General features: G+C 59.2%; 34 protein-coding genes and 1 tRNA gene. 11 read left to right on the forward strand and 24 right to left on the reverse strand.

What is annotated here, in order from left to right; genetic code table 11:
- Positions 1 to 726, reverse strand: coding sequence for a MotA/TolQ/ExbB proton channel family protein (locus AWM79_RS15545; RefSeq protein WP_060783199.1), 726 nt, complete (start codon positions 724 to 726; stop codon positions 1 to 3).
- Between the two features lie 43 nt (positions 727 to 769).
- The gene (locus AWM79_RS15550) at positions 770 to 1,579 is read right to left on the reverse strand and encodes an energy transducer TonB (RefSeq protein ID WP_060783200.1); all 810 of its coding nucleotides are present in this window, start codon (positions 1,577 to 1,579) and stop codon (positions 770 to 772) included.
- A gap of 415 nt (positions 1,580 to 1,994) precedes the next feature.
- On the opposite strand from AWM79_RS15550, the gene AWM79_RS15555 reads away from it, so the two are divergent.
- Positions 1,995 to 2,915, forward strand: coding sequence for a LysR family transcriptional regulator (locus AWM79_RS15555; protein ID WP_060783201.1), 921 nt, complete (start codon positions 1,995 to 1,997; stop codon positions 2,913 to 2,915).
- 33 nt (positions 2,916 to 2,948) lie between these two features.
- On the opposite strand, the gene AWM79_RS15560 is transcribed toward AWM79_RS15555, so the two are convergent.
- On the reverse strand, positions 2,949 to 3,635 hold the full coding sequence (locus AWM79_RS15560) for a Crp/Fnr family transcriptional regulator (RefSeq protein WP_060783202.1): 687 nt from the start codon (positions 3,633 to 3,635) through the stop codon (positions 2,949 to 2,951).
- An 85-nt stretch (positions 3,636 to 3,720) separates the two neighbouring features.
- Between AWM79_RS15560 and AWM79_RS15565 the strand changes: the two genes are divergently transcribed.
- A complete protein-coding gene (locus tag AWM79_RS15565; RefSeq protein WP_060783203.1) occupies positions 3,721 to 3,930 on the forward strand; it encodes a DUF962 domain-containing protein in 210 nt (69 codons plus the stop codon).
- 172 nt (positions 3,931 to 4,102) lie between these two features.
- Here the strand turns inward: AWM79_RS15565 and AWM79_RS15570 are convergent, their stop codons facing one another.
- The 5 genes from AWM79_RS15570 to oscA form a co-directional block, all read right to left on the reverse strand.
- Positions 4,103 to 5,071: a sulfate/molybdate ABC transporter ATP-binding protein gene (locus AWM79_RS15570; RefSeq protein ID WP_060783204.1), complete on the reverse strand. Its 969-nt coding sequence runs from the start codon at positions 5,069 to 5,071 to the stop codon at positions 4,103 to 4,105.
- Between the two features lie 3 nt (positions 5,072 to 5,074).
- Positions 5,075 to 5,947 (reverse strand): sulfate ABC transporter permease subunit CysW, encoded by an 873-nt coding sequence (gene cysW, locus AWM79_RS15575; RefSeq protein WP_060783205.1) that lies wholly within the window; start codon positions 5,945 to 5,947, stop codon positions 5,075 to 5,077.
- Between the two features lie 12 nt (positions 5,948 to 5,959).
- Positions 5,960 to 6,778, reverse strand: a complete 819-nt coding sequence (gene cysT, locus AWM79_RS15580; protein ID WP_017132600.1) for a sulfate ABC transporter permease subunit CysT — start codon at positions 6,776 to 6,778, stop codon at positions 5,960 to 5,962.
- Positions 6,779 to 6,859: 81 nt separating this feature from the next.
- Entirely contained in the window at positions 6,860 to 7,870 is a 1,011-nt protein-coding gene (locus AWM79_RS15585; protein ID WP_060783997.1) for a sulfate ABC transporter substrate-binding protein, read from the reverse strand.
- Positions 7,871 to 8,028: 158 nt separating this feature from the next.
- Complete coding sequence (gene oscA / locus AWM79_RS15590) at positions 8,029 to 8,211, reverse strand: sulfur starvation response protein OscA (protein WP_017132602.1); 183 nt, start codon at positions 8,209 to 8,211, stop codon at positions 8,029 to 8,031.
- A 367-nt stretch (positions 8,212 to 8,578) separates the two neighbouring features.
- Between oscA and desA the strand changes: the two genes are divergently transcribed.
- Both desA and AWM79_RS15600 read left to right on the forward strand, forming a co-directional pair.
- Positions 8,579 to 9,763: a delta-9 fatty acid desaturase DesA gene (desA, locus tag AWM79_RS15595; protein WP_060783206.1), complete on the forward strand. Its 1,185-nt coding sequence runs from the start codon at positions 8,579 to 8,581 to the stop codon at positions 9,761 to 9,763.
- 146 nt (positions 9,764 to 9,909) lie between these two features.
- On the forward strand, positions 9,910 to 10,899 hold the full coding sequence (locus tag AWM79_RS15600; RefSeq protein WP_060783207.1) for a GGDEF domain-containing protein: 990 nt from the start codon (positions 9,910 to 9,912) through the stop codon (positions 10,897 to 10,899).
- A 108-nt stretch (positions 10,900 to 11,007) separates the two neighbouring features.
- Here AWM79_RS15600 and gabT read toward each other — a convergent pair whose 3' ends face one another.
- A complete protein-coding gene (gene gabT / locus AWM79_RS15605; protein WP_060783208.1) occupies positions 11,008 to 12,288 on the reverse strand; it encodes a 4-aminobutyrate--2-oxoglutarate transaminase in 1,281 nt (426 codons plus the stop codon).
- A 183-nt stretch (positions 12,289 to 12,471) separates the two neighbouring features.
- Positions 12,472 to 13,914: an NADP-dependent succinate-semialdehyde dehydrogenase gene (gabD, locus tag AWM79_RS15610; RefSeq protein WP_060783209.1), complete on the reverse strand. Its 1,443-nt coding sequence runs from the start codon at positions 13,912 to 13,914 to the stop codon at positions 12,472 to 12,474.
- Positions 13,915 to 14,533: 619 nt separating this feature from the next.
- On the opposite strand from gabD, the gene AWM79_RS15615 reads away from it, so the two are divergent.
- Positions 14,534 to 14,610, forward strand: a tRNA-Arg gene (locus AWM79_RS15615).
- Positions 14,611 to 14,781: 171 nt separating this feature from the next.
- Here the strand turns inward: AWM79_RS15615 and AWM79_RS15620 are convergent.
- The 10 genes from AWM79_RS15620 to AWM79_RS15665 form a co-directional block, all read right to left on the reverse strand.
- Positions 14,782 to 15,399, reverse strand: a complete 618-nt coding sequence (locus AWM79_RS15620) for a recombinase family protein (RefSeq protein ID WP_060783210.1) — start codon at positions 15,397 to 15,399, stop codon at positions 14,782 to 14,784.
- Between the two features lie 276 nt (positions 15,400 to 15,675).
- On the reverse strand, positions 15,676 to 16,107 hold the full coding sequence (locus AWM79_RS15625) for a hypothetical protein (protein WP_060783211.1): 432 nt from the start codon (positions 16,105 to 16,107) through the stop codon (positions 15,676 to 15,678).
- 44 nt (positions 16,108 to 16,151) lie between these two features.
- Positions 16,152 to 16,736 (reverse strand): tail assembly protein, encoded by a 585-nt coding sequence (locus AWM79_RS15630; RefSeq protein WP_060783212.1) that lies wholly within the window; start codon positions 16,734 to 16,736, stop codon positions 16,152 to 16,154.
- A 9-nt stretch (positions 16,737 to 16,745) separates the two neighbouring features.
- Entirely contained in the window at positions 16,746 to 17,054 is a 309-nt protein-coding gene (locus AWM79_RS15635; RefSeq protein ID WP_060783213.1) for a hypothetical protein, read from the reverse strand.
- Positions 17,055 to 17,243, reverse strand: a complete 189-nt coding sequence (locus tag AWM79_RS15640) for a hypothetical protein (protein WP_060783214.1) — start codon at positions 17,241 to 17,243, stop codon at positions 17,055 to 17,057.
- Positions 17,240 to 17,650 carry a hypothetical protein gene (locus AWM79_RS15645; RefSeq protein ID WP_060783215.1) on the reverse strand — a complete coding sequence of 137 codons (411 nt, stop codon included), beginning with the start codon at positions 17,648 to 17,650 and terminating at the stop codon, positions 17,240 to 17,242. Before AWM79_RS15645 ends, AWM79_RS15640 begins: the two co-directional genes overlap by 4 nt.
- Positions 17,647 to 18,093, reverse strand: a complete 447-nt coding sequence (locus tag AWM79_RS15650) for a DUF5681 domain-containing protein (RefSeq protein WP_244159565.1) — start codon at positions 18,091 to 18,093, stop codon at positions 17,647 to 17,649. The genes AWM79_RS15645 and AWM79_RS15650 overlap by 4 nt, the downstream gene beginning before the upstream one ends.
- A 3-nt stretch (positions 18,094 to 18,096) precedes the next feature.
- Complete coding sequence (locus AWM79_RS15655) at positions 18,097 to 18,882, reverse strand: hypothetical protein (RefSeq protein WP_060783216.1); 786 nt, start codon at positions 18,880 to 18,882, stop codon at positions 18,097 to 18,099.
- Positions 18,883 to 18,910: 28 nt separating this feature from the next.
- Positions 18,911 to 19,096 (reverse strand): hypothetical protein, encoded by a 186-nt coding sequence (locus tag AWM79_RS15660; protein WP_060783217.1) that lies wholly within the window; start codon positions 19,094 to 19,096, stop codon positions 18,911 to 18,913.
- Positions 19,097 to 19,776: 680 nt separating this feature from the next.
- Complete coding sequence (locus AWM79_RS15665) at positions 19,777 to 20,229, reverse strand: DUF2280 domain-containing protein (protein WP_060783218.1); 453 nt, start codon at positions 20,227 to 20,229, stop codon at positions 19,777 to 19,779.
- Positions 20,230 to 20,585: 356 nt separating this feature from the next.
- Between AWM79_RS15665 and AWM79_RS15670 the strand changes: the two genes are divergently transcribed.
- From AWM79_RS15670 to AWM79_RS15695, 6 genes are all read left to right on the forward strand, one after another.
- A complete protein-coding gene (locus tag AWM79_RS15670) occupies positions 20,586 to 20,789 on the forward strand; it encodes a hypothetical protein (RefSeq protein ID WP_044267637.1) in 204 nt (67 codons plus the stop codon).
- A gap of 281 nt (positions 20,790 to 21,070) precedes the next feature.
- Positions 21,071 to 21,289, forward strand: a complete 219-nt coding sequence (locus tag AWM79_RS15675) for a hypothetical protein (RefSeq protein ID WP_060783219.1) — start codon at positions 21,071 to 21,073, stop codon at positions 21,287 to 21,289.
- 171 nt (positions 21,290 to 21,460) lie between these two features.
- The gene (locus tag AWM79_RS15680) at positions 21,461 to 21,646 is read left to right on the forward strand and encodes a hypothetical protein (RefSeq protein WP_060783220.1); all 186 of its coding nucleotides are present in this window, start codon (positions 21,461 to 21,463) and stop codon (positions 21,644 to 21,646) included.
- Complete coding sequence (locus AWM79_RS15685) at positions 21,643 to 21,930, forward strand: hypothetical protein (RefSeq protein WP_060783221.1); 288 nt, start codon at positions 21,643 to 21,645, stop codon at positions 21,928 to 21,930. Before AWM79_RS15680 ends, AWM79_RS15685 begins: the two co-directional genes overlap by 4 nt.
- On the forward strand, positions 21,927 to 22,457 hold the full coding sequence (locus AWM79_RS15690) for a hypothetical protein (protein ID WP_060783222.1): 531 nt from the start codon (positions 21,927 to 21,929) through the stop codon (positions 22,455 to 22,457). The genes AWM79_RS15685 and AWM79_RS15690 overlap by 4 nt, the downstream gene beginning before the upstream one ends.
- Positions 22,454 to 22,780, forward strand: a complete 327-nt coding sequence (locus AWM79_RS15695) for a hypothetical protein (protein ID WP_060783223.1) — start codon at positions 22,454 to 22,456, stop codon at positions 22,778 to 22,780. The genes AWM79_RS15690 and AWM79_RS15695 overlap by 4 nt, the downstream gene beginning before the upstream one ends.
- 97 nt (positions 22,781 to 22,877) lie before the next feature.
- Here the strand turns inward: AWM79_RS15695 and AWM79_RS15700 are convergent, their stop codons facing one another.
- The 4 genes from AWM79_RS15700 to AWM79_RS15715 form a co-directional block, all read right to left on the reverse strand.
- The gene (locus tag AWM79_RS15700) at positions 22,878 to 23,780 is read right to left on the reverse strand and encodes a hypothetical protein (RefSeq protein WP_244159566.1); all 903 of its coding nucleotides are present in this window, start codon (positions 23,778 to 23,780) and stop codon (positions 22,878 to 22,880) included.
- Positions 23,781 to 23,796: 16 nt separating this feature from the next.
- A complete protein-coding gene (locus tag AWM79_RS15705; RefSeq protein ID WP_156430114.1) occupies positions 23,797 to 24,033 on the reverse strand; it encodes a helix-turn-helix domain-containing protein in 237 nt (78 codons plus the stop codon).
- An 82-nt stretch (positions 24,034 to 24,115) separates the two neighbouring features.
- Positions 24,116 to 24,328, reverse strand: coding sequence for a hypothetical protein (locus AWM79_RS15710; protein ID WP_060783225.1), 213 nt, complete (start codon positions 24,326 to 24,328; stop codon positions 24,116 to 24,118).
- The gene (locus tag AWM79_RS15715; protein ID WP_060783226.1) at positions 24,325 to 24,525 is read right to left on the reverse strand and encodes a helix-turn-helix domain-containing protein; all 201 of its coding nucleotides are present in this window, start codon (positions 24,523 to 24,525) and stop codon (positions 24,325 to 24,327) included. The genes AWM79_RS15710 and AWM79_RS15715 overlap by 4 nt, the downstream gene beginning before the upstream one ends.
- Positions 24,526 to 24,538: the final 13 nt, after the last annotated feature.

Genomic DNA, 24,538 nt, shown 5'->3' on the forward strand with positions numbered 1-24,538 from the left:
TCAGGACGCCTCCTTCACTTTCTGCGTAATGCTCAGGCCAGCACTCTTGTTGGCCGTCGGGTGGACCAGTAGCCGAAACGAACTCTTCTGCGCAAGGCTATAGAAATCGTGGGCGAAGTCGTCGAGGTCGGCGGCAGTGAGTTTCAGGCGACGCAGGAAGTAGTTGTAGACCAACACCGCAGGCACCGCGACAGCAATCCCCACCCCGGTCGCCACCAGCGCGGCACCGATCGGCCCGGCCACGGTTTCCAGGCTCGCGGAACCGGCGGCGCTGATGCCTTTGAGGGCCTCCATGATCCCCCACACGGTGCCGAACAGGCCAATGAACGGCGAAGTACTGCCGATACTGGCAACCACCGCCAGACCGGTTTCCAGGGCACGACGCTCACGCACGATCTGCTGGCGCAGGGCACGTTCCAGGCGGTCCTGGTGATTGATCGCCTGGCTCAGGCCAGCGACCTGTGGCGCCTCGCCGACCTGGATCGCGGCATAGCCGGCCTGGGCCACGCGGGCGGCGGCACCAGGCAGGGTATCGCTCAGCTCGACCGCCGAGTCGAGGCTGGAGGCCGCCCAGAACTGTTTGTGGAACGTGCGATCCTGGCCCTTCAAGCGAGCGAACTGCACGGCCTTGAGCAGGGCCAGGCCCCAAGTGGCGACGGAAAAGACCATCAGCAGCCAGATCACCGCGCTTTCGATGGATTGGAGTGGAGATGCCAGTAACGTCATAATAGGTTCCCTCTGTAAAAACGTTCAGCGCGTTGGCTGCCGATCAGTGGATCTTGAAATCGATGGGTACGCTGACCCAGCCGACCTGAGCGACATCGCCCTGTTTGGCCGGGACAAAGCGCCAACGCCTCACCGCCGCCAGGGCGGCCTGGTCGAGTTGCTCGCGACCACTGCTCTGCTGAATCTGGATCTCGCCCGGTGTACCGCTGGCCAGCACCTGGACCCGTAGCAACACCGTGCCTTCCCAGCCGCGCCGCTGGGCCAGCGCCGGATACTCCGGCGCCGGGTTCTTCAGGTAGGCGGCGCTGGCCGAAGCCGGGGTCACCGGGGCCGGGCTGGGCGGAGCCGGTGGCGCGGGTGGCGCCGTCGGTTGTGGCGATACCGGCGGCTGTTCGACCGGCTTTGGCACTGGCTTAGGCTCAGGCTTGGGTACCGGTTTGGGCGTCGATATGGGCTTGGCGATGGGTTTAGGCGGTGGCTTTGCCGCCAGTTCGTCAACTACCGGCGGTGGCGGCTCGACCACCGATGGAGGTGGCGACACGGGCGGCGGCGGTTGAACCACGGGCGGTGACGGCTGGGAAAACTCAATGGTCATCGGCGGGATTTGCGGCGGCACCACCAGCACCGGGAGCTGTTTCTGGCTCAGCCAGTAGACCACCGCGCCATGCAGCGCCAGCGCGAATACACCGAGCAAGATTGCCTCGCGTCGACTGAGGATGCCCTTGGGCACTTTCTGCAGACGCAGTTGCTCCAGCGGCGCGTGATGGGGTCGACCGAGATCGAGCAACTCGCCACTCGGCGCTTGAGGTCTGCGCACCTCATATGCACTGGCTGCGATCTGGACATTGCCCATGAAATAACTCCCGCGTTCTTCAGCAAAAAATCCTCGAAGCATGTCTGGCACGCATCGAGAGAGCCGATGATCCCTGGAGATTACTTAGGTCATAAAGTAATATTTGAAGTTATAAATATTACAAAAATGAATATAAAATCCAAACCTCCCGCTCAAGGCCGCGTGTTTCAAGGGTTGCAGCGATGCCCTTGAAAAACCATGCTTTTCAAGCATTGAAAATATTCCCCGAAGGCATCCTCCAGCCACGGCGAGACACTCCACTGACCATGGTTGAAGTTCCTCGTCGGTCCTTTATATTCAATTTCGATCTAATAGACGCTAAAATTCTTCATTGACCAAATAATAGCTTGCATTTAAAACCTCAGGCCTCACTCGTCGCAAATGCCTTCGAGCTACTTTTGGATGCCGGAAACCTATGGATCTTCGCCAACTGCGTTATTTTATCGCCCTCAACGAACATCGCAGTTTTGTCCGCGCAGCGGACGCCATGGGTATCACCCAACCGGCCTTCAGCCGCAGTATCCAGGGGTTGGAACAAGAGTTCGGCTGTGTGTTGGTGAACCGTGGCAGTAAAGACCTCCACCCGACGCCCGAAGGTCAGATGGTATTGCAACACGCCCTGCCTCTGGTCCAGGGCGCGGCGCGGCTGAGCGCCGAAGTGACCCAGATGAGCAAGTTCGACGCCGGCGAACTGCGCTTCGGTTGCGGCCCAGCGCCGGCGGTGAAACTGGTGCCGGAAGCGGTAGCACGGTTTATCCACGCCCACCCGAAAGTGCGCACTCGATTCCAGGTGGATAATTGGGAGCAACTCAGCCGCAGCCTGAGCCGCGAAGAAATAGAGTTTTTTATCGCCGACATCCGTCATTTCGAAGCCGACCCGAATTTCCAGACCCAGGCACTGACGCCCAGGCGTGGCGTATTTTTCTGCCGTCTCGAACACCCGTTGCTGGCCAAGAACAGCTTGTCGACCAACGATATGTTCGACTATCCACTGGCGACCGCGCTGATCGCGCCAGGCATTCGCAAGCTGCTGGCAAACCTCAGCGGGCGCACCGATTTTTCGCCGCATATCGAGACCGAACATTTTCCCGCGCTGGTGAAAATCGTGCGCCAGTCCAATGCGATTGGCGTCGGTACTCATGAGGCGTTTGTCGAGGATGCGGCACAGGATTCGCTGGTGCTGCTGCATTGGCGCAACCTGGCGCCGAACATCGAGAGCCTGCAGGCCCGTTGCGCGATTGTCAGCCGCACCGGGTTCCGGCTGTCGCCAGCAGCGCAGGCGATGATCCAGACGTTAGTGGCGCTGGACCGTCAGGAAGATTATGCCGCGCTCTAGCGGCCTGTACGATCAGTTCAATGTCGACGCCTTTCAGGCACTCGCCGCCGCCCGCAGGCGCTCCAGGTCGAGAATCTCGATTTCACCCCGGTTCAGCTCGATGATGCCCTCGTCCTGCAGGCCCTGGAAAATCTGCCGGCTGCTCTGGCGCGACAGCGACAGCATCGCCGCCAGTTGGTCCTGGGCCAGCGGGATCAGTTGCCGCGACTGATTGAGCTCACCATAACCTTCGGCGATCAGCAGCAACCAATGCGCCAGGCGCACGGTAGCCGGCAACCGGCTCAACTGTTCCAGGCCGATAAAGGTCAGGCACAGCTTCTGGCTCATCAGCAAAGCAAAATGCCGCCAATATTCCGGGTGCTCCTGGAGCAGCTCCAACAAGACACTCTGGCGCACGTGTAGCAGGATGGTGTGGCCTACCGCGTAGGCATCATGGGTGCGCGGCAACCCATCGAACAGGGAAATCTCGCCGAACCAGTACGGCAATTCGATCCGGCTCGGCGGCGCCACCTTGTTTTTTGCGCTGACGGCACCGACTCGTACCGAGCCTTCGAGGACCGCATACAGGCCGCACGGCGGGTCACCGCGCTTGAACAGACACTGCCCCGGCGTCAGGCGCCGCCCCTTGGCCGTGACCAACAAGCTATCCTGCAGGTAAGCAGGCAGGTTGCTGAACCAGTGCCCCGTCAGCAGGCGCGAGCGCCAGGCAGATACGTCCATGAGAACTCCAAAACGATTGTCGTTTAGCCGACAGCGCAAAATTTCCGGCCGGGGATGATCCCATCACCCTACAGGAGGAATAGTAATGAGAAACCTCCTGGAGCCTCTCAGTCAATACGCGGCGTACCGCCGCGATTGGCGCACTATCACCAGTCACTTCGTCGATACCGCGCAGGTCGTGGGCGCCGTCGCGGTGCTGCCGTCAGGGCCAGGATGGCCAGTGGCCGGGCCCCGGCTGATCCCTTTGGCTTTTTTGGCGGCGGCGTTGGCGGGCTCTATCTGCGTCCCGAAGTGACCTTGGGACTGCCGATAACGGGCCGCTCGACCTATCCGTTTGGCTAGGACAAATATCGGCCATCGAGCACGATGGTCTGATTGAGCAATGGCGTCGGCCTGTTTGTGCTCAGTTGGGCAATCCGGCTTGTCGCAACGCCCCTTCAGAACAACCGGATACTGACCCGTTTCTCTCAGACCTTGGGCTTGAAGAATAGCGTCTCGCCCCGCGCCAGGCCGATCAGGCTGTCGTGGTCCTTCACCACTTCAGCCTCGATCAGTTCACTCTGGCCCTCGACCTTCAGCGTCACCCGGGTGGTCGCGCCCAACGGCCGGATATCGCGAACTTCGGCCGCGTGGTGATCTTCCAGTTCGTGACGCGACAACGACACCTCGTGGGGGCGGAACAACACCGGGTTGTTCTCCCCCAGGTGCAAGCGATTGGAGTCGCCGAGGAAGTGGTAGACGAAATCACTGGCGGGGTTCTCGTACACCTCGCCGGGTGAGCCGATCTGCTCGATCACGCCTTTGTTCATCACCACAATACGATCGGCGACTTCCATCGCTTCTTCCTGGTCGTGGGTGACGAACACCGAAGTCAGATTGATATCTTCATGCAGGCGCGCCAGCCAGCGGCGCAGCTCCTTGCGCACCTTGGCATCCAGCGCACCGAACGGCTCGTCCAGCAGCAGTACCTTGGGCTCCACCGCCAGGGCCCGGGCCAGGGCGATCCGCTGGCGCTGGCCGCCGGACAACTGTTCCGGGTAACGGTCGGACAGCCAGTCCAACTGCACCATGTTCAGCAGTTCATGGACCTTGGTGGCGATCTGGCTTTCGTTCGGGCGCAGGCTCTTCGGCTTCATGCGCAGGCCAAAGGCGACGTTATCGAACACGGTCATATGACGGAACAACGCGTAATGCTGGAACACGAACCCGACGTTGCGATCACGCACATCGTGACCGGAAACGTCTTCGCCGTGGAACACGATGCTGCCGTCATCCGGGGTTTCCAGCCCGGCAATGATCCGCAGCAAAGTGGTCTTGCCGCAGCCGGACGGGCCAAGCAAGGCCACCAGCTCGCCGCTCTGGATGTCCAGGTTGATGCTGTTCAGTGCCTTGAAGGCATTGAAGTTCTTGCTGACATTACGGACTTCAATCGACATGACTTATTCCTCCGCGGCGCTGGCGCGCAGGCGGTTGATTCGGTTTTCGCTCCACTGCTTGAGCAGCAGGATGAAGAGCGCCAGGATCAGCAACAGGCTCGCCACGGCGAACGCGGCCACGTGGTTGTATTCGTTGTAGAGGATCTCGACGTGCAGCGGCAGGGTGTTGGTCACCCCGCGAATATGCCCGGAAACCACCGACACCGCGCCAAACTCGCCCATTGCCCGCGCCGTACACAGCACCACGCCATAGATCAGGCCCCACTTGATATTTGGCACGGTGACATGCCAGAACATCTGCCAACCGTTGGCGCCCAACAGCCGCGCCGCTTCTTCTTCCTGGGTGCCCTGCTCCTGCATCAGCGGGATCAGTTCACGGGCGACGAAGGGCACGGTGACAAAGACGGTCGCCAGGATGATGCCCGGCAAGGCAAAAACGATCTGGATATCGTGATTCGCCAGCCACGAACCGAAGAAGCCCTGGGCGCCGAACATCAGCACATAGACGAGACCGGCGATCACCGGCGAGACCGAGAACGGCAGGTCGATCAGCGTGACCAGCATGCTCTTGCCGCGAAAGCTGTACTTGCTCACACACCAGGCGGCGCTGACGCCGAACACCAGGTTGAGCGGCACTGAGATCAGCACGGCGATCACCGTCAGTTTCAGCGCCGACAGCGCGTCCGGCTCGAAGATCGCCGTGAAGAACGCACCGAGCCCAAGCTTCAAGCCCTGAGACACCACGATAAACAGCGGCAACAGCAGAAACAGCGCAAAGACCAGCCAGCCGAGACCGATCAGAATCCGCCGCGAAACGGCACTGCCACGCCGGGCGGCGTTGGCCGCGGAGGCGGCGCTTATGGACGATTGGGACATGTTCGCGCCTCCTTATGGGGTTTCGATACGCCGCTGCAGCAAGTTGATCAGCAGCAACAGGACAAAGGAAACCACCAGCATCATCACGCCGATGGACGTCGCGCCGGTGTAGTCGTACTGGTCGAGTTTGACCATGATCAGCAGCGGCAGGATTTCGGTCTTCATCGGCATGTTGCCGGCAATGAAGATCACCGAACCGTACTCACCGACGCCACGGGCAAAGGCCAGGGCGAAGCCAGTCAGCCAGGCGGGCAGCAGCGCGGGCACGAGGATATGCCGGAACACCTGCAAGGGCCTGGCGCCCAGGCAGGCCGCCGCTTCCTCGACTTCCCGAGGAATATCGGCGAGCACCGGTTGCACCGTGCGGACCACGAACGGCAGGGTCACGAAGGTCAGCGCCAGGGTAATGCCCAGCGGCGTGTAGGCGATCTTGAAGCCCAGGTCGGCGGCGAACTGCCCGACCAGGCCAGTCGGCGTGTACAGCGCGGTCAGGGCGATACCGGCGACGGCGGTGGGCAGGGCGAACGGCAGGTCGATCATCGCATCGATGATCTTGCGCCCCGGGAAGGTGTAGCGCACCAGCACCCAGGCCAGCAGTGTACCGATCATGCCATTGATAATCGCCGCATACAGCGCCGTGCCGAAGCTCAGTTTCAGCGCCGCGAGCACCCGAGGCGCCGAAATGATCGCCCAAAACTGCTCCCAAGTGAGTTGGGCGGCATGCACGAACATCGCCGCCAGCGGTATAAGCACAATCAGGCTGAGGTACACCAAGGTGTAGCCCAGCGTCAGCCCGAAGCCGGGTATGACGGGGGAGATACGACGTGACATAGAAGTCCTTGGTTGTGACGCACAAAAGCCCCGAATGAAATCCGGGGCTCCGAGCTCGGCTGACGGTAGGTGACGTTTCAGTTACTGGGCCTGGTAGATCTGGTCGAACACACCACCGTCATTGAAGAATTTCGGTTGCGCCGATTTCCAGCCGCCGAAGTCCTTGTCGATAGTCGCCAGGTCCAGTTTCGGGAACTGCTGCTCGTACTTGGCGGCGACTTTCTCGTCACGTGGCCGGTAGAAGTTCTTCGCGGCGATTTCCTGGCCGGCGGGGCTGTACAGGTGCTTGAGGTAGGCCTCGGCGATCTCGCTGTTGCCCTTTTTCTCGGCATTCTTGTCGATTACCGCCACCGGTGGCTCGGCAAGGATCGACAGGGAAGGCACGACGATATCGAACTTGTCGGCGCCACCGTCTTCCTTGAGGGCCAGGAACGCTTCGTTTTCCCAGGCCAGCAACACATCGCCCTGCCCATTGTTAACGAAAGTGATGGTCGAGCCGCGAGCGCCGGTGTCAAGGATCGGCACGTGCTTGAACAGCTCTTTCACGTACTCCTGGGCTTTGGCTTCGCTGCCGCCGGCTTTCAGGCCGTAGGCCCAGGCCGCGAGGAAATTCCAGCGCGCGCCGCCGGAAGTTTTCGGATTCGGGGTGATGACCGAGACATCTTTCTTGATCAGGTCGTTCCAGTCCTTGATGCCCTTGGGATTACCCTTGCGCACCAGGAACACGATGGTCGAGGTGTAAGGTGTGCTGGCGTCCGGTAGGCGTTTCTGCCAATCCTCGGGCAAGCTCTTGCCGAGCTTGGCGATTTCGTCGATATCGCCGGCCAGCGCCAGGGTCACCACGTCGGCACGCAGGCCGTCGATCACAGCGCGACCTTGCTTGCCGGAACCGCCGTGGGATTGCTGGATCTTCACAGTGTCGCCTGGGTGAGCCTGTTTCCAGAAGCTGCTGAATTCGGCGTTGTAATCCTGGTACAGCTCACGAGTCGGGTCGTAGGAAACGTTGAGCAGTTCATAATCCTTGGCAACAGCAGCGCCGGCAAATACGGCACTAGTAAGTGCGGCCAGGGCATAACGGCGAATCGACGACATGGTGAAGCTCCCGAAAATTTTTGGTGTGTTGGCTTTGTTCTCATGGCGCTTCAAGCCCGGACTCGTGCTTGGCCGCTGCAATTTTTCTGGGGGGGCATGAATGACGCCCTCCGGTTGACCAGTCGGGCCTCTGACAACTTCAGAGGGTGATGCGGGGTTCAGCTAGGTTTGTTGCCGGGGGGTTGCAGACGAAACTTTTCCTTGCGCTCAATCTGTACCACCTGAGCGTTGTGGACGGTGATTTCCACCGCGCCAAAACGCAGGTCGCGCAAGGCGTTCTGGATCTCACGCAGAACGGTTGCTTCGTCCTGGCCGTCAACGCTACGCAGAGATGCGCTCATGGTCGTGCTCCTGAAATATGAGTTACCCCGGCAGTGGCGGAACTGCTCATGGTGTTGAGGCAATTTTAGACAGGCGAAGTTATTCTTAAAAATACTATTTAAGAATTTTAATATAACCAAATCTTCACAACTGTCGGCCAGTACTCGCCACCCATCCCGCAGCTTCGCCAGTATCGGTCGCCGTTAAATAGCTTCGGCTGTTGCGCCAAGCGCTAACTCTAGAAATGCCTGATGGCCTTACAAATCGGCTGAAATCATAAAGTAGGAAATATCCAGGCACTCTTATCTGCAACAGCGACTGGTTTTCTCTGGTGGCTCGGTGATAATGCGCGGGCTGTTCTTTACTTTATCGAGGGCAATACAGCCTATGTGGTACAACGGTTTTCTTGACTTGTCAGCCTGGCAACTGGTGGCGGTCACTCTGTTGATGACCCACGTGACCATTGTCGGTGTCACGGTCTATCTGCACCGCTATTCGGCCCATCGCTCCCTGGAGCTCAATGCCGGTCTCAAGCACTTCTTTCGTTTCTGGCTGTGGCTGACCACGGCTCAGAACACCCGCGAGTGGACCGCCATCCACCGTAAGCATCATGCAAAATGCGAAACCGTCGATGATCCCCACAGCCCGGTGATCCTCGGCCTCTCCACCGTCCTGCGCACCGGCGCCGAGCTGTACCGGGCCGAAGCCGACAACGCCGAGACCCTGCGCATCTACGGCAAGAACTGCCCGCAAGACTGGATCGAGCGCAACCTCTACTCGCGCTACAAGCTGCTCGGTATCAGCCTGATGGCGGTAATCGACCTGCTACTGTTCGGCGCCATCGGCATCACCATCTGGGCGATCCAGATGATGTGGATCCCGTTCTGGGCCGCCGGCGTGATCAACGGCCTGGGCCACGCGGTCGGCTATCGCAACTTCGAATGCCGTGACGCGGCCACCAACTTGATGCCTTGGGGCATCCTGATCGGCGGCGAAGAGCTGCACAACAACCACCACACCTACCCCAACTCGGCCAAGCTCTCGGTCAAAAAATGGGAGTTCGACCTGGGTTGGGCATGGATCAAGCTCTTCAGCTTCCTGCGTCTGGCCAAGGTGCAACGGACCGCGCCCATCGCCCACCGAGTCGAGGGCAAAGGGCACCTGGACATGGACACCGCCATGGCGATCCTCAACAACCGCTTCCAGATCATGGCCCAATACCGCAAGCTGGTGATCGCGCCGCTGGTAAAACAGGAGCTGACCAAAGTCGATCACTCGGTCCGCCACCAATTCCATCGGGCCAAACGTCTGCTGTCGCGGGAAACCAGCCTGCTCAGCGATAACCACCAGGTACGCATCGAAACCATGCTGGCACACAGCCAGGCACTCAAGGTCATTTACGAGAAGCGCCTGGCCCTGCAACAAATCTGGGTCAAGACCAGCTCGAATGGCCACGACATGCTGGCGGCGATCAAAGATTGGGTCCACGAAGCCGAGGCCAGCGGTATCCAGTCGCTGCGTGACTTCGCCAACCAATTGAAGACTTACTCGTTGCGTCCGTCCCTCGCCTGACACCGTTGATCGGCGCGCTTGGCTTCGAGACGCGCCGTTCGGAACTTAGCGACCATTCTCTTATCTCAAATGCACTTCGCCATCCCGGCGGGTTTTCGGTGTCGCCACGGCTGATACGAACGTGGCACACCCTGTGAGATGCGCCGATGGTCAATAAAAAGCCGAGACCGCCTTCCCTCCAACAGTGGCCTGAAGCTGCTGAAACCCTACTTGCCCTGATGCACGCACAAGGTGAAGTCGCGCGCTTGAGCGAACGCGAACAACTTTTCAGTTCCTTGCTGGTGAGCGTCAACGCCGTGTTATGGGCTTTCGACTGGGAGGCCCGACAGATGCTCTATGTCAGCCCCGCCTACGAACGCATCTTCGGTCGTTCCGCGGGCCTGCTGCTGGCCGATTACAACGAATGGCGCGACAGCATCTACCCCGATGACCTCGACTACGCCGAGCGCAGCCTCGCCCAAGTGCTGGAAAAGGGCGCGGTGGAAGACCGCGAATACCGCATTATCGGTGCCAACAGCGAGATCCGCTGGCTCAGCGACAAGTGCTTCATCGGTCGTCATGCCGAACCGGGGCAGCGGGTGATCGTGGTCGGTATCGCCGAGGACATCACCGAAAAGAAAGTCCTGGAAGATGAGCTGCAACGCCTGGCGACCACCGATGTGCTGACCAGCAGCAGCAATCGTCGGCACTTCTTCGAATGCGCCCACCGTGAGTTCGAGCAAGCCCGCCTGCAAGACTCGCCGCTGGCTTTCCTCTTGCTGGATATCGATGACTTCAAGCGGATCAATGACACCTACGGGCATCCGGAAGGTGACACGGTCCTCCAGAAAATTGCCGAGACAGGGCGTTCGGCGTTGCGCAGCGGCGATCTGTTCGGACGTATCGGCGGAGAGGAGTTCGCCGCGCTGCTGCCTGGCTGCGCACCGGACATGGCGCAGCAGATTGCCGAACGCCTGCAACGAGAGATCCAACGCCTGGCGTTCAGCCATGACGGCGAATACTTCGGCATCACCATTAGCCAGGGCCTGACCAGCCTGACTCCCGAGGATGAGCTGTTCGACGGGCTCTTCGCCCGAGCAGATAGCGCGATGTACCAAGCCAAGCGCTTGGGCAAGAATCAGATCGTCCTGGCCTGAAGAGGCCTGCGAAAACAAAACACCCTGCGAAAGCGTAGCGCTCGCAGGGTGTTGGGGTGATGGTCTGATTACCCGCCGAAGCGGGTCTTTTTTCTCACGCATCGCAACTCAAGCGAGTTCGGCGAAGCACTCCTCGATGATCGCCAGGCCTTTGTCCAGTTGCTCGTCCGGCGAGGTCAATGGGACCAACACGCGCAGGACGTTGCCGTAGGTGCCGCAGGACAACAGGATCAAACCTTTGTCACGGGCCTTGGCCACTACCTGGGCCACGGCGGCTGCGTTCGGCTTGTGGCTGTCGCCACCTTCGAATAGCTCGATTGCGATCATCGCACCCAGGGCGCGCACTTCACCGATCACCGGGTACTTGGCCTGAATCGCTTTCAAACCGGTCACCAAGCGCTCGCCGACCGCCTTGCAACGTTCCAGCAGGTGCTCTTCCTCGAACACGTCCATCACCGCCAGGGCCGCGGCGCAAGCGATCGGGCTGCCGGCGTAGGTGCCACCCAAGCCACCGGGAGCAATGGCGTCCATGTACTCGGCTTTGCCGCAGACACCCGCCAGCGGGAAACCGCCAGCAATGGACTTGGCGAAGGTGGTCAGGTCGGCGGCGACGCCCATCTGTTCCATGGCAAAGAAAGTCCCGGTACGACCGGCACCCGTCTGCACCTCGTCGGCAATCAGCAGGATACCGTGCTGGTCGCACAAGGCGCGCAAGCGCTGCATAAACGCTTTGGGCGCGACATAGAAGCCGCCTTCGCCCTGTACCGGCTCGATGATGATCGCGGCGATATCACGGGGCTCGGCGTCGTTCTTGAAGATGCGCTCGATGCTGGCAATGGCGTCGTCGATGCTCACGCCATGCAGCTCGTTTGGATACAGCGCACGGAAGATGCCGCCCGGCATCAGGCCCATGCCAGCCGAGTAAGGCGCGACTTTGCCGGTCAGGCCCAGGGTCATCATGGTACGACCGTGATAGGCGCCGGTGAAAGCAATCACGCCGGCGCGCCCCGTGGCGGCACGGGCGATCTTCACGGCGTTCTCGACCGCTTCGGAACCGGTGGTGACCAGCAAGGTTTTTTTCGCGAAATCACCTGGAACCTTGGCGTTCACTTTCTCGCACAGCTCTACGTAGGGTTCGTAGGCCAGGACCTGGAAGCAGGTGTGGGTCAGCTTGTTCAACTGCTCAGTCACGGCAGCGATGATTTTCGGATGCACGTGGCCGGTGTTCAGAACAGCGATACCGCCGGCGAAGTCGATGAACTCACGACCTTCGACGTCGGTCACGGTGGCATTTTTCGCGTGGTCGGCGAAGATCGGGTGGATCTGGCCGACACCGCGAGGGACAGCGGCCTGGCGGCGTTGCATCAAGGATTCGTTGGTCTTGCTCATGGTGTCCTCATTCACCGCTCATCGGGCGGCACGACTCAAGGAATGCATGGCGGGGAAGCAACTGCGGCAGCATACGATGATCGACTGTCACAGCTTTCCCGGCCACAGAGAAAATTGCGTTCGAAGCACAGCAAGGGACAGCGCTCTCGTGCCCCTTGTGTTTGCAGCAATCTCCAACCGGACTCAGATGCCCAGGCAGAGGTATTTGATTTCCACATAATCTTCGATGCCGTACTTGGAACCTTCGCGGCCCAGCCCCGAAGCCTTGATACCGCCGAACGGCGCGACTTCGTTGGAGATCAGCCCGGTGTTGACACCGACCATACCGTACTCCAGAGCCTCGGCCACACGGAACACACGGCTCAGGTCACGGGCGTAGAAGTACGAGGCCAGGCCGAATTCGGTGTCGTTGGCCATCGCGATGACCTCGGCTTCGTCCTTGAAGCGGAACAGCGGCGCCAAGGGACCGAAGGTTTCTTCCTTGGCCACGGCGGCGTCCTTGGAGACGTTGACCAGGATAGTCGGTTCGAAGAAATTGCCTTCGATGGACTTGCCGCCGGCCAACAGGGTCGCCCCTTTGCCCAGGGCGTCGGCGATGTGCTCCTTGATCTTGACCACTGCTTTCTCGTCGATCAGCGGGCCGGTGGTAGTGCCCTCGTCCAGACCGTTGCCGATCTTGAGTTTGGCGACTGCCGTCTTCAGTTTCTCGGCGAAGGCATCGTAGACCCCGTCCTGGATGTACAGGCGATTGGCACAGACGCAGGTCTGGCCGTTGTTGCGGTATTTGGAGATGATCGCGCCTTCGACGGCCTTGTCCAGGTCCGCGTCGTCGAACACGATAAACGGAGCGTTGCCGCCCAGTTCCAGGGAAACCTTCTTGATGTCCTTGGCACACTCGGCCATCAATTGGCGACCAATCTCGGTCGAACCAGTGAAGGACAGCTTGCGCACAATCGGGTTACCGGTCAGCTCGGCGCCGATATCGCCGGCGCTGCCGGATACCACGCTGAACACACCTTTCGGAATACCGGCGCGCTGGGCCAGTTCCGCCAGGGCGAAGGCCGAGAACGGGGTCTGCGAAGCGGGCTTGAGCACCATGGTGCAACCGGCGGCCAGGGCCGGGCCGGCTTTACGGGTGATCATTGCGGCCGGAAAGTTCCACGGCGTGATGGCGGCTGTCACGCCGATGGGTTGCTTGATCACGATCAGACGCTTGTCCGGCTGGTGACCCGGAATCACATCGCCATAGATGCGCTTGGCTTCTTCGGCGAACCACTCGATAAAGGAGGCGGCATAGACGATTTCGCCCTTGGCCTCGGCCAGTGGCTTGCCTTGTTCCAGGGTCATCAGGCGGGCCAGATCGTCCTGGTTCTCGATGATCAGCTCGAACCAGCGGCGCAGCTTATTGGCCCGCTCCTTGGCGGTCAGTGCACGCCAGGCGGGTAGGGCCTTGTCAGCGGCTTCGATCGCGCGGCGGGTTTCGGCGGCGCCCATTTTAGGCACGGTGCCGAGAATTTCGCCCGTGGCCGGATTGTTGACCTTGATCGTCTGACCGCTGTCCGCATCGACCCAGGCACCATCGATAAAAGCTTGTTGGCGGAACAACTGACTGTCTTTGAGCTGCATGTAGGCTTTCCTTAACAGCACCGCGCTCGCGCGCAGCGTTTTATTGAGTGTAGAAAGGCGCCTTGGGGGCTGCCGTCAGGAAATTCATTCACCGGGCCGAAGCACCTAAATAGCGCACATGAGATGAATGTGCGGTTCAGCGCCCAGACAGGAGCGTTTGAAATCTCAAACGAATCCTAGGATCAATGGGGGTAAAGGACAATAGTCTGTTCAAAAAAAAGAACGAAAATACCGAATTTGAGAGATTTTTCTGATCAACGTAAACCCGGAGACTCGGCGAAGCCGTTCGACATTGCGCAGTAGACAGCGTGGCTCAGGACTTGAATGCCTTCAATACCGTCGACCGACTGGTGCTTGACTGATTGACGCGGGCCTGCATTAACTTCCTTTGTCAGCACGAATAGCTGCCGGGTTCAACGTAAAACCAACGAACCGGCAGGGGCACCCAGCGGTGCCCGAGGATGATCCTGGGGTCAGAGAAACGTTCCAGCTTCCCGGACGGACTGCGCAGGGGCAAGGTGGGCCGGGGTATGCGCAAGTGGAGCCCCACAAAGAGAATTTCCCGACAAAACCCGAATGGACGCCCCGAGCCGACATAGGTATGATGTCGCCCGCATAAGCACCAGTAGCTCAGCTGGATAGAGTACTGCCCTCCGAAGGCAGGGGTCGTGGGTTCGAATCCCGCCTGGTGCACCACTAAATTCAAGGCTTACAGCCTATTACGACCAGCAGCAGAAAACCCCGTGACAGCAGGGTGACAGCAGCGGGCGAATAAAAAGCCCCGCCGGGCGATGCTCTGGCGGGGCTTTTTTGTTTGCGGCTGGGTTCGATTCGATAACCCAGAAGTAACCGGCTGGGTTCTGCAGGTCAGGCGGCGGCCAGGTCTCTGATTCTCAGCACGGTGGTGGTGGAGCAGTTGGCGTGCCGGGCCGTCGCGCGAATGCCCAGGCCGGCGCCGAGCAGCTCAGTCACGCGCTTGTGCAGATCGGCGTCCACCGGGCGCCCCTGGTACTTGCCTTCGGCCTTGGCCTTTTCGATGCCCTGGGCCTGCCGGTCGCGGCGCTGCTCGTAATCCTTGCGCGCGATCGCCGCCATCATTTCCACCAGCATGGAGTTGATGGCCCCAAGCATCCGCCCGGTGAACTCATCCCCCTTCGTGTCCTGCATTCCCTGGTGGCTGGTCGGCAGATCGAGCGCGACGACACGCAGGCCCTTGGAGTCGATAGCGGTCTTGAGCTTTTGCCAATCCTCCACCGGGAGACGGGATAGCCGGTCGATGGATTCCACCAGCAGCACGTCACCCTTGCGCGCATCTTTCAGCAGGCGCAGCAGCTCAGGCCGGTCGGCGGTGGCGCCGCTGGCGTTCTCCAAGTACACGCTGGCGATGACCTTGTTATGGTCGCTGGCGAACTGCTCGAGCGAGGCGCGGGCGCGGCCGGCGTCTTGCTCTTCGGTGGAGGCTCGGAGGTATGCGCGGATGAACATGATGGGTGCCTGTATCAGTTAGGGCGTTCTACTAATACTGTTGCACTTTGGGTGTTACTTATCAAGCGAAAAGCGAGGATATACGTAAATATGCGCGTATCAGCTCGGGCATACTCAAAAAGACGGGGTAGATGTGAGCAGCTTTGCGCGCATTATATGTGTTCAAAACTGAGCGCATCTCGGATGGCTCAAATCCGAGCCATCGCCGGGCGAGTGGTGAAAACGCCACAGTGTGTAGGTTTCAACACACTGTGTTGCTTTCGACACGGTGGCAGGTCAAAGGGAGCTTGGGCGGATGTCCGTGCCGTTCTGGGTGCCAGAGATTCGGTACTTCTGAACCTCGCCCGCAGCCACCTCTGAGGCCGTCTCCTTGACTGGCTGGCCGATCTGCATCGCGCAAAGGCCGCTGCCCTCATCATCTCCAGCGATGCCGACAATATGACGGCCCGGCTTGACCTGGAATTTCACCACTTCGCCAGTGTTGATGCGGGCAGCCTTTTTCCCGTCGATGAGCAGGGTTGCGAAGCAGCCACCCGAAGCCCAAAACCCTTTGTCGCGACTGATTACGAGAATCGCGCCACCAGGCACTTCTGCTTGGTAGGCGTAAATACGCTCTGCGGGCACCTGTTTTGCGGAGCTTGTCTCCACCGGAGTGCTGGAGCAGCCAGCGAGCAAGACAATGGCGGCCGTTAGCAAATTCCTGTGCATGATGCGTCCTCAGTATTGGATGCGAGGACTTTACACCAGGTCGGCTACATCTGGTCTTCTGAGTAGATGCCGGCGCTGATTACTGCGCTACCGACGATCATGCGTCCGTATAGCAACGGCACCGGATTTCCTTGAACGCTAGTGTTCACTGCACCATTGAACGAATAGCTTGCCCGGTTGTTGGGGCCGTCCTGCGTCCCAAGCCCCTTGGGTTGAGGGCTGAGCATTTGAATTGCGCCACCGGCAGCCAATGCGATGCCGGGCGCGAGCGTTGCGCCATTCGTGAATGGTGATGCGGCAATCAGCACAATCCCAATAACTGTTTGGATCAGGCCTGCGCGCTTTGAGCCAGCGAGTATCGGGACTATTCGGATTACTTCACGGCCCGTTGGCTTGTCGAGGTCATCCTCCTTGATGTTCTGTTTTCCAACGAATACCGCGTACCTAATGCCCCGTGAAGCACCTTCGGCCATGTGTTTTTCGAAACCAGGAAATTGCCTGAAATATCCCATCAAGCTGCGGAATGAGGAGCCTGATTCGGTATAGATCGGATGCTCCCGTCTTCCTGTGATTCGGACAAGTGATCCGGATACAACAACCGTCTGTTTTTTCTGAGTAGTGGTTGCCATGGGCGCCTCCTAGGGGTGGTTTTTTAGCAGATCGGCGAGCTTTGCCCGAGCTGAGCGGCAATCCCTGATCAGATGCGGGGTGATGGCCGGGTGGTCCTGGCAGAATTTGCTGTCCGTCCTGGCATTTCTGCAGGATTTGCGCAGGATCTCTGCCGAGATGGCGGCCTCTTCGTAAGTGAAGAACGGGCCGTCGACGTAATGCTTTTGCCCGTTGTTCGTGATCCTGACCTCGTAGGCTGAATGCCTTGCTGGAGACTCATGGCGCTCAAGCTCAGTGACTCTGCACGCCTCGGCGAAGCGCTCCTGATAGGTTTTCATTTACGGCTCCTGGTGGTCTGTGAATTCGTCAAAAATCTCTTCGAGCGATAGTTGCTGACGGGTTGCCCCGCCGGGTTCCGCGTTGGCGCTCAACTCGTCCATGATGTCGCTGATTTCCCTTACAACGTCTTCAGACGCGGCCGCATTGGCGCGCTGGCGCAGCTTCGCAAGCTCGTTGCGGATGTTCATTCGCGGCTCCCCAGGATCATCAGGTACTGCTCAGCAACGTAGGCAGGGAGACTCATTCCGTCCGCTGGCTTCCGAAGCACCCAAGCCCCAGGGGGAGCGAATGTGCGCATATCCATGACTCCGACCTGTGGCCGATACCCGGTGCGCTCTGCGTTGATAACGTGGGCGATCATCGCCTTGGCCATCTCCTCGGCCTCGGCGCTATTCATTTCACAGAACGGGAAGTACAGCGGCACGCTCACCCCTGCTATGCGGTAGTCGACGACGTGCCCGACCTTCTCTGGCAAATTCATCGGGGTCTTGCTGCAATTCGCCACGACAAGGACGATCAGCAGGATCATTTCCTCATTGGCGCCTACCTTCTCGGCGATGCGTTTGATCTCTGCTCGCAATGTCTTGACGCTCATCGCTGCATACCCTCCATCTGCTGGCGTAGCTCTTCGACGGCCTTCTGTAGCTCTGCTACCTCGATCACTCGCGCGACGGCCCCTAGGCCATCAATGAGAGAGCGGCCTTGATCGGGAGGAAGGTTGCCGGCCGCCACTGCACGCAATATCGACTTGGCGGCGCTGGGCAGGTCGGTGTCGTCAAAGTCGAAGCTGACCACCTCGGCGGTGGCCTTAACTGGTGGCACCAGTCGCTCAAGGATCAGGCGGCACGCCTGCATATCGCCCTTCTTGGCGGCGGCCAGGATCTTGCGCGTTACCGCGTCAGCGCCTGCCGCGAGCTTCTCCCGGATGGCCTGGGTTTGGCCTGAGCGCCCCCCAGGGTTGCCGGAATGGCCGGGAGCGAATCTCCCCCCGGCAACTCGGCCCGGCGCCGCCTCTGCTGGTGGCAACGGATTGGCCAATGCTTAAGCCTCTTCGCCTTGGATTTTCTTCTTGAGCGCCTCGTCGGCCGCTTCCTCTTCTTGCTTGACCCGTTCCAGGCGGTCTTGGATGCGCTCAATGGTCGATTCTGCTGGGCCTTTCACAAGCTCTTTTGCAGCCTCGCCAGCCGCACCAACTCGGTCGTCGAGACTGATGCCGGCGTCAGCGCTGATCAGGCCAAAGGCTCTTCGGAGCGTGTCCTGTGCGGCGTCTGCTGCTTCGGTCAGTTCTGCGATCTCTTGCGCTTCGCGGGGATTGGCGCGCACCAGGGCCTCTTTGGTGATTCGGGCGTACCACTCGCTACTGACACCGCTCAGTTCGCGAGGGAGGCGAAGTGCAGCGTCCAGATATGCCTTGTCGACTCCCGCCAACAGCGTAGCGTTGCGCTTGGCCGGCTCCATACCGCGCAACTGAGCGGCAAGCGCAAGGTCGATCTGAACTGCAATCGGGTCATTGTCCCGATAAGGCTTCACAGCGGTTAGCTTCTCGGCGCGCTCCTTCACCTTCTCTTTGTACCTTTCAAAATCACGCTGCAGTTGACCCAGGAAGTACAGCCGATCTTTCGCGGTTGCGCGGATGTCTTCCTGCTTCGCGCTATCCGAGCGGCGGGCGTCATTGATGATGCCTGTTGCCGCGATCTGCAGGCCCTCGACGTGATTCCGAGCCTCGCGAGCGACGGCGTAGAGGTCTGCAAATGGGCCGGTTTCGGGGAATTTCCACATCCCCACCAGGCGGCTTTTACCACCAGATTCAGCGCGTAGTGTTTTCATCTGAGTTCGTTTCTCCAATTTTGTAAGGTCAGTCCCAGCGCTTCGGCGCAAGGTCTTTAACGTCCACGTCTGCCAGGTCCATCACACGAAAGTCGACGTAGCCGTTACGTCCGTGGATGCGGTAACCGCCAGTGGGGAGTGGATCAATGCTGACGCCGAGAGAATCGGCACGTTGGCGCACGATTTGGCGGATTTCCTCGACACTGCTTTTCATCGAGTCGAGCCCTTTATGCGTAAAGGATTGCGGTGGGCGCGATGATTGGGCGCTGCTCGGCCAGGGCAATCAGTAGCGCACTGGCCTGAAGATCGCCTCCAGCGGCTGCCGAACGGAGTCGATCCCATGCAAGCTTTAGTTCGGCCTTGGTCGGACTACGGCTCGGGCCGCGTCCCTTTGCTGGTTGTGCTGTTGCAGAAAAAGTCATTGGTTCGCCCTCTCAAGCGTTGAAAGTGTGTCTCCGAGGGACAGATTTACGCTTTTTTGTGTATTCGTACAGTGTTTTTAGGGTGCACCTCAGGTGTTACACGTAAGTGGACGTAACCGGACTGAAATAGTTGGTTTTGGCCGTTCTGGAGAGGGTCTTTTTGTTGCAGTAAGTAGACGTTAGCCAAAATGATACAGGGCCGGGATTTCGGCTCAGTCCGACCTCAGATTGAGGATGGAGCGGGGAGGACTGACCTACCGTTTTGGGATGTCAGGTTTACGCGCCACGTTTTGCGAGATTTGAAAACGTGGCGCGGATTTGATGTGTCCAGCTTTGGACGCATCTCGGTATTCGCTGATCGGTCGTCGAGCAGTCGCCGAATGGTCGTCGATTTGTGTTCAGTCCACAGCGGGGGGGGGCGGGCTTTCATGGGGTGTTTCCCCAACGGGGGATTACCTGCTCCGACCTGCTGTCAGGCGTCCTTGTGCGGAGCCAGGACGAATTCAACCTCAACGCGGCCGGCTGGCTCGGATTTTTCCGCGTCAGTCCTGGCCCTGCGACTAGTGTAGATGTCGCCACACTCCTTGGCAGCCTGCTCCATCAGTTTCATCGCCATCACGATATGTCCGCGCGCCTCGGCCTCTTCAAGCATCCGCCCAAGCGCGCGCAGCCTCATGGATCGGTTGGCGATCGGCTCCTTGACCACCTCAGACCGGAATCCGGCCCTGGTGTCTTCGAACAGCGTCACCCAGCGCTTTGCCAGGCCCTTACTGCTCTTGCGTGTCGGGTCGTGGGTCTCGACCTGCTGGCGCGACACCGCCACGCCGAAGCCATCCTTAACGGCGGTAGCGACCTGTGAGGGTGAGTCGAAGCACGCCAGAGACTGGACGATAAAGGCTTTGATTTCGTTGCTGAGCGCGGCCATGGGCTGGAATCTGTCTAGGGTCTGTCAAGAATCCTCATGGTTGCCCAGGTGGCGCGCAATGGCAATGCCCCACGTACGCACCACCAGCACATGGTAACGATCAGGTAACGCTGAGACCGTTACCGGCCAGTCAGGCGATACGGTCCGATTCGGCTCGTATGGTCTGTCTCGCAACGCTCCGGCTGAGTACCGAGAAAATCGGAACCACTCCTGATCTGCCAGATAGACCAAACCGTCTCAGTGAGACCAAATCGGCACACAGCGCGATAATTCACTGCCTTTTCGCGTGTATGTAGAGTTTTCACCTGGCACTGCGTCGAGATACCCTGAGAAGTCAGGACATCTCAGGAGCCCCTATGTCAGTCATCGATTGCGATTACCTGCCCGACCCATCCAAGACCACATTCCCGCCCGAACTTGCGCTGCTGATCGTGCGCAAGGCTGCATCCATGGCCGAGGCGTTCGAACAGCAGGCCCTGGACCAACTGACCAAGGACGCTATCTCAGCAATATCCGCCGGTGCTGATCCGCGCCAGGTCATTCGGCAGATGCGGTTGTAACTTCCCCCAGTGGGGGGAGTCGTTTCCAGCAACGACACCCCTTTTACGACCTTCTCGTGAAACCACCTGGGGCTCGGAGGTTTCCTCCGGCGGAGTGAACCTATCCCCTGCTTTGGCAGTTCAACTCACCTGAACGAATCGTTCACCCTTCCAGATGTGAGCGGATTTGCGCGCATCACTCCCCCCAAATTTGGGGCCTGCAATTATTTTGCATCCATCCATTGCGTTACTGGTAATGCTATGTCAGTATGATTTCACGTTACCAGTAATGAGGAATTCAGATGGCAGAGAAGGCCGAGCACCCAAACACCCTGCGCCAGCGTGCATTCAAGGAACGTCAGCGCGAGGCAGGTTTCAAGCAGCACACGCTGTGGATTCACACGGAGACGGAGGAGGCAGGAAAGCAGGCGGCACGCGACGGGAAGCCGCTCAAGCCGATGGAGTCGAAAGACCCCTTGAGTTGGGCGTCAGGCTGGATCGCAGAGAAGGGTAAGCAGTAAATACCCCGGATTCAGGGTATTTAGATCGGCGGAAGTTTCCGCCCGTTCAATCAGCTTAAACCTTAGCCGATTGGATCGATGGTCCAGATTTGGATCATCTCAGAAGAGGTGCCAACCCGGTGTGCAACCACCGGGCCGGCTATCACACGACGAAACTTAGAGGTACACGTCATGCAATTTAAACAGAATACCATCCAAATTCTGGATGCGCGCGGCCAGATCATCGCCACCATGGAGCTGCCGGCCAACATCAAGCTCACTGAGCTGGCCCCGTTGAAGATCCTGGGCGACATCAGCTTCAAGGTTCTGCCGGGCGCCGCCCCATCACGCGGGATCTGCTTAGGGGGTGTCGTATGAGCAACCTCCCGGCTGTTTTGGTGCTTGAAGGCGAGGTCGTGCGCGACGTGTTCATCAGCTCCGAAGAAATGGCGCGCATGAATGAGGCTCGCGCCACTTTCAAAGAGCTGCGCGCAATACTCATGGGTCATGTGATCCCGGCACTTGGCGGTTTCGATAACCCGGTCGCCACTGAGATCGAGTGCCGTCTTGAAGTTATCGCTCTCGCCAGCCGTAACTTCCTCTATCCACATCGTTACTCTGGCGCTGCGCACGATGCTGTAAGTGTTGGGGGTGACCAATGAGCCCCGTAGCTGAAAAACCGCCAATCAAAGCGCCCTCCAAACCCAAAGGCTCAGCGCGCAAGGGTAAGCAAGTCGGCCTGCGCTCAAAGCCACAGGCGAAATCCGCCTGGGACCGTCTGCCTTTCGCCGGGAAAGACCATAGCCGCCATTTCTCAAGCTGGGATGTCCCGATGACCGGCGGCTACTTCGGTGGGATCGAAGTCGGCAAGATCGTAGCCCGAATGTACTTCAAGTACCTCCGCGACGAGGAATCCAACCCACTCAAGCTTGGCGCGCTTCATCTTCAACTGCTGCTGACCTCGCTGGACGCCAAAGTCCCAGTTACAGAGGAGGAAAAGGCATCGCTCAGTGGGCAGCGAGTGGGGTTCATGTCCGAGGTATATCGCTGGCTTGAGGATGCCGTTCTCAAACGCGGATCGTATCTGGATGCTATTCCTGAGCGTTCTTTCGTCAAGGACGCAAACGAACACCCTGCCAGGACTGACGCGGCGCTCATGGCGGCGATTGAAGCGAGGGGCGCCAAATGAAAACCTCTATCGAGACACGCGACGATCTGAGTTTCACGCAGTGCGACCCAGAAGGCAGACGGATCAACTGGCCTCGGAACAATCCAGGTGTCGAGGCGGACTGGCAGAAGGGAATCGGTTTCTTTGACGTGGAGGTCGCAACGCTGGCTGCGCACGATGAAACCGAAGCGTTCTACGCGATTCAATTTGCACTCATGGGGATGGGTGGTCGATCGACAATGCTGGAGATCGGATTCATTGATCGCGTGACCAAGGCGGCGGTGATTGGGCTTCGCGCTCTACGTGAAGGCGCCGAGCCGTTCGCTCCTACAGACGCTGACTGACAAACTACGAAAGCATCGTAGTAACCAAGGCACTACCCTGCAACGGGGTGGTGCCTTTTTCATTGGTGGGCGTGTGGCGCCATCTCGGCAGAGTGGATCAGGTGGATACGTATGCCTCCAACCACTCATCCACGCTCTGGTCCTGTGGTGGCTTAGTGGTGTGTATAGGGGAGTAAGGGATTACCTTGTTATCGTCCTTTCTTGTTAACTTGTTTTCGTGGTTTGAAGCGCACGTAGTTGGAATCGGCTGTAGCCCACGTACTGCCTGGTCTGTAGCTGTTTCCTTGTGCCCTGGCCTTGTGTCTTCCTTGTGCCCTAGTTGTGCCTCAGTTGTGCCCAAGTTGTGCCCTAGAACTGCGAGACGCGCCTGGTCTTCGGTGATGGTCACAGGGTGGAGCGACTGCACATTAATCCGATCCTTCCTCACCTCCCCGGCCAACAAGATGCTGGACAGCTTTCCCATGCACTTGTGGAACCTCTGCATCCGCTCAGGAAGTGGTAGACCAGTGCCCCGCCAGAACTTGTAGAACTGGCTTCGCTCGCCGACACGGAACTCACCGGCCGGAAGAGGTGCGCCAGCTTTGCCACCTATCGTTGTGCGTTTGCGGGTCAGCTCCACATTGAAAATGGCGTAGGCGGTTTCGCCAGTCAGTACCGATGTGAAGCGCAGAGTCACGCCGGCCGATTTGTGCTGTCCGTACCTTCCAGCGCTGTAGCCTTCATACCTGAATGCATCGACTCCAATTGCCACCAGTACCGATCGGCAAATCTCCAGTGCTTTTTGATCCAGCCATTCAGGCGGCACGGGCTTGCCGCTCGCCGGTTGAATGACGAGCTGCCCACGCTCAATGCTCACCGCGTCGCCACGGCTAAGTAGTTTTGTGGCTAGGCATTCCACTGAATCGACCTCAGCGTAATTCGGCTGGATAACCAGCGGGGCGAAGCCCACCGGCAGCTCACAGGCAGGCGCGGGGGGGTGTGTCCTCAGTTTTGAGGACACACCCCGCTTCTCTGGTTTACGACGCTTCACGCATAAGGATGTACTTGGCGACGCGGTGAGGCGGGCGGCCTGGCTCGGTGGACTGGTACGTCCATAAGGTGCGGATTTCGTGCCCCTTTTTCCTCAGTCGTCGGATGGTGTTGGGTGGCTGGACTATATCCAGTTCCTTGGCGGCTTCGATGGTCGATACAGGCCCGTTTCGCAGAGCCTCCATCATCTTGCGGTCTTGCTCAGTTGAAGAATGGCGTGTCATAGTTTGCCCCTCACGTTGGTGCTATCCAGTGTGTTTTCGCCAAGGCGGTGCTCGAACACCGCCTTAGCGCTCTCTATTCTGCTCATGCGCTACCGCCCACTTCGGTTAACTGGCGCTCTGCCAATAGCTCGCACTCGTCTGTGGCAAGCCTCCAAGTATCTATGGTGATCAATCCAAGGTTGTGCAACGTGTAGATCGCACCGCGCGCAAAGTCATGGGCGCAGTCAATCATCGCCACGTTCCCTGCTGTGGCAATTTTGGCGGTGAGGCTGGAAATGATTTGCGCAGGAGTCATCGTGCACCGGCCTGCGCCGCGCGTTCGATCCAAGCCTTCAGCTCGGCCATCAGAATCAAACGGCGGCGCCCAAGCTTGAAAGCCTTCAAATCACCCGATGCAATCAGCTCATAAACACCGGAGCGCGAGTACCCAACGATTTTTGCAGCATCCTCAACGCTCACAGAGAGCGGGGCGATCTGTTGTGCCTGATTCATATGATTTCTCCCT

Source organism: Pseudomonas agarici, assembly GCF_001543125.1.
In the GTDB taxonomy this organism is placed as follows: domain Bacteria; phylum Pseudomonadota; class Gammaproteobacteria; order Pseudomonadales; family Pseudomonadaceae; genus Aquipseudomonas; species Aquipseudomonas agarici.

Coding starts and splice junctions, on each gene's coding strand:
- AWM79_RS15545 (WP_060783199.1), bottom strand. CDS start 726: ATGACGTTACTGGCATCTCCACTCCAATCCATCGAAAGCGCGGTGATC.
- AWM79_RS15550 (WP_060783200.1), bottom strand. CDS start 1,579: ATGGGCAATGTCCAGATCGCAGCCAGTGCATATGAGGTGCGCAGACCT.
- AWM79_RS15555 (WP_060783201.1), top strand. CDS start 1,995: ATGGATCTTCGCCAACTGCGTTATTTTATCGCCCTCAACGAACATCGC.
- AWM79_RS15560 (WP_060783202.1), bottom strand. CDS start 3,635: ATGGACGTATCTGCCTGGCGCTCGCGCCTGCTGACGGGGCACTGGTTC.
- AWM79_RS15565 (WP_060783203.1), top strand. CDS start 3,721: ATGAGAAACCTCCTGGAGCCTCTCAGTCAATACGCGGCGTACCGCCGC.
- AWM79_RS15570 (WP_060783204.1), bottom strand. CDS start 5,071: ATGTCGATTGAAGTCCGTAATGTCAGCAAGAACTTCAATGCCTTCAAG.
- cysW (WP_060783205.1), bottom strand. CDS start 5,947: ATGTCCCAATCGTCCATAAGCGCCGCCTCCGCGGCCAACGCCGCCCGG.
- cysT (WP_017132600.1), bottom strand. CDS start 6,778: ATGTCACGTCGTATCTCCCCCGTCATACCCGGCTTCGGGCTGACGCTG.
- AWM79_RS15585 (WP_060783997.1), bottom strand. CDS start 7,870: ATGTCGTCGATTCGCCGTTATGCCCTGGCCGCACTTACTAGTGCCGTA.
- oscA (WP_017132602.1), bottom strand. CDS start 8,211: ATGAGCGCATCTCTGCGTAGCGTTGACGGCCAGGACGAAGCAACCGTT.
- desA (WP_060783206.1), top strand. CDS start 8,579: ATGTGGTACAACGGTTTTCTTGACTTGTCAGCCTGGCAACTGGTGGCG.
- AWM79_RS15600 (WP_060783207.1), top strand. CDS start 9,910: ATGGTCAATAAAAAGCCGAGACCGCCTTCCCTCCAACAGTGGCCTGAA.
- gabT (WP_060783208.1), bottom strand. CDS start 12,288: ATGAGCAAGACCAACGAATCCTTGATGCAACGCCGCCAGGCCGCTGTC.
- gabD (WP_060783209.1), bottom strand. CDS start 13,914: ATGCAGCTCAAAGACAGTCAGTTGTTCCGCCAACAAGCTTTTATCGAT.
- AWM79_RS15620 (WP_060783210.1), bottom strand. CDS start 15,399: ATGTTCATCCGCGCATACCTCCGAGCCTCCACCGAAGAGCAAGACGCC.
- AWM79_RS15625 (WP_060783211.1), bottom strand. CDS start 16,107: ATGCACAGGAATTTGCTAACGGCCGCCATTGTCTTGCTCGCTGGCTGC.
- AWM79_RS15630 (WP_060783212.1), bottom strand. CDS start 16,736: ATGGCAACCACTACTCAGAAAAAACAGACGGTTGTTGTATCCGGATCA.
- AWM79_RS15635 (WP_060783213.1), bottom strand. CDS start 17,054: ATGAAAACCTATCAGGAGCGCTTCGCCGAGGCGTGCAGAGTCACTGAG.
- AWM79_RS15640 (WP_060783214.1), bottom strand. CDS start 17,243: ATGAACATCCGCAACGAGCTTGCGAAGCTGCGCCAGCGCGCCAATGCG.
- AWM79_RS15645 (WP_060783215.1), bottom strand. CDS start 17,650: ATGAGCGTCAAGACATTGCGAGCAGAGATCAAACGCATCGCCGAGAAG.
- AWM79_RS15655 (WP_060783216.1), bottom strand. CDS start 18,882: ATGAAAACACTACGCGCTGAATCTGGTGGTAAAAGCCGCCTGGTGGGG.
- AWM79_RS15660 (WP_060783217.1), bottom strand. CDS start 19,096: ATGAAAAGCAGTGTCGAGGAAATCCGCCAAATCGTGCGCCAACGTGCC.
- AWM79_RS15665 (WP_060783218.1), bottom strand. CDS start 20,229: ATGGCCGCGCTCAGCAACGAAATCAAAGCCTTTATCGTCCAGTCTCTG.
- AWM79_RS15670 (WP_044267637.1), top strand. CDS start 20,586: ATGTCAGTCATCGATTGCGATTACCTGCCCGACCCATCCAAGACCACA.
- AWM79_RS15675 (WP_060783219.1), top strand. CDS start 21,071: ATGGCAGAGAAGGCCGAGCACCCAAACACCCTGCGCCAGCGTGCATTC.
- AWM79_RS15680 (WP_060783220.1), top strand. CDS start 21,461: ATGCAATTTAAACAGAATACCATCCAAATTCTGGATGCGCGCGGCCAG.
- AWM79_RS15685 (WP_060783221.1), top strand. CDS start 21,643: ATGAGCAACCTCCCGGCTGTTTTGGTGCTTGAAGGCGAGGTCGTGCGC.
- AWM79_RS15690 (WP_060783222.1), top strand. CDS start 21,927: ATGAGCCCCGTAGCTGAAAAACCGCCAATCAAAGCGCCCTCCAAACCC.
- AWM79_RS15695 (WP_060783223.1), top strand. CDS start 22,454: ATGAAAACCTCTATCGAGACACGCGACGATCTGAGTTTCACGCAGTGC.
- AWM79_RS15705 (WP_156430114.1), bottom strand. CDS start 24,033: ATGACACGCCATTCTTCAACTGAGCAAGACCGCAAGATGATGGAGGCT.
- AWM79_RS15710 (WP_060783225.1), bottom strand. CDS start 24,328: ATGACTCCTGCGCAAATCATTTCCAGCCTCACCGCCAAAATTGCCACA.
- AWM79_RS15715 (WP_060783226.1), bottom strand. CDS start 24,525: ATGAATCAGGCACAACAGATCGCCCCGCTCTCTGTGAGCGTTGAGGAT.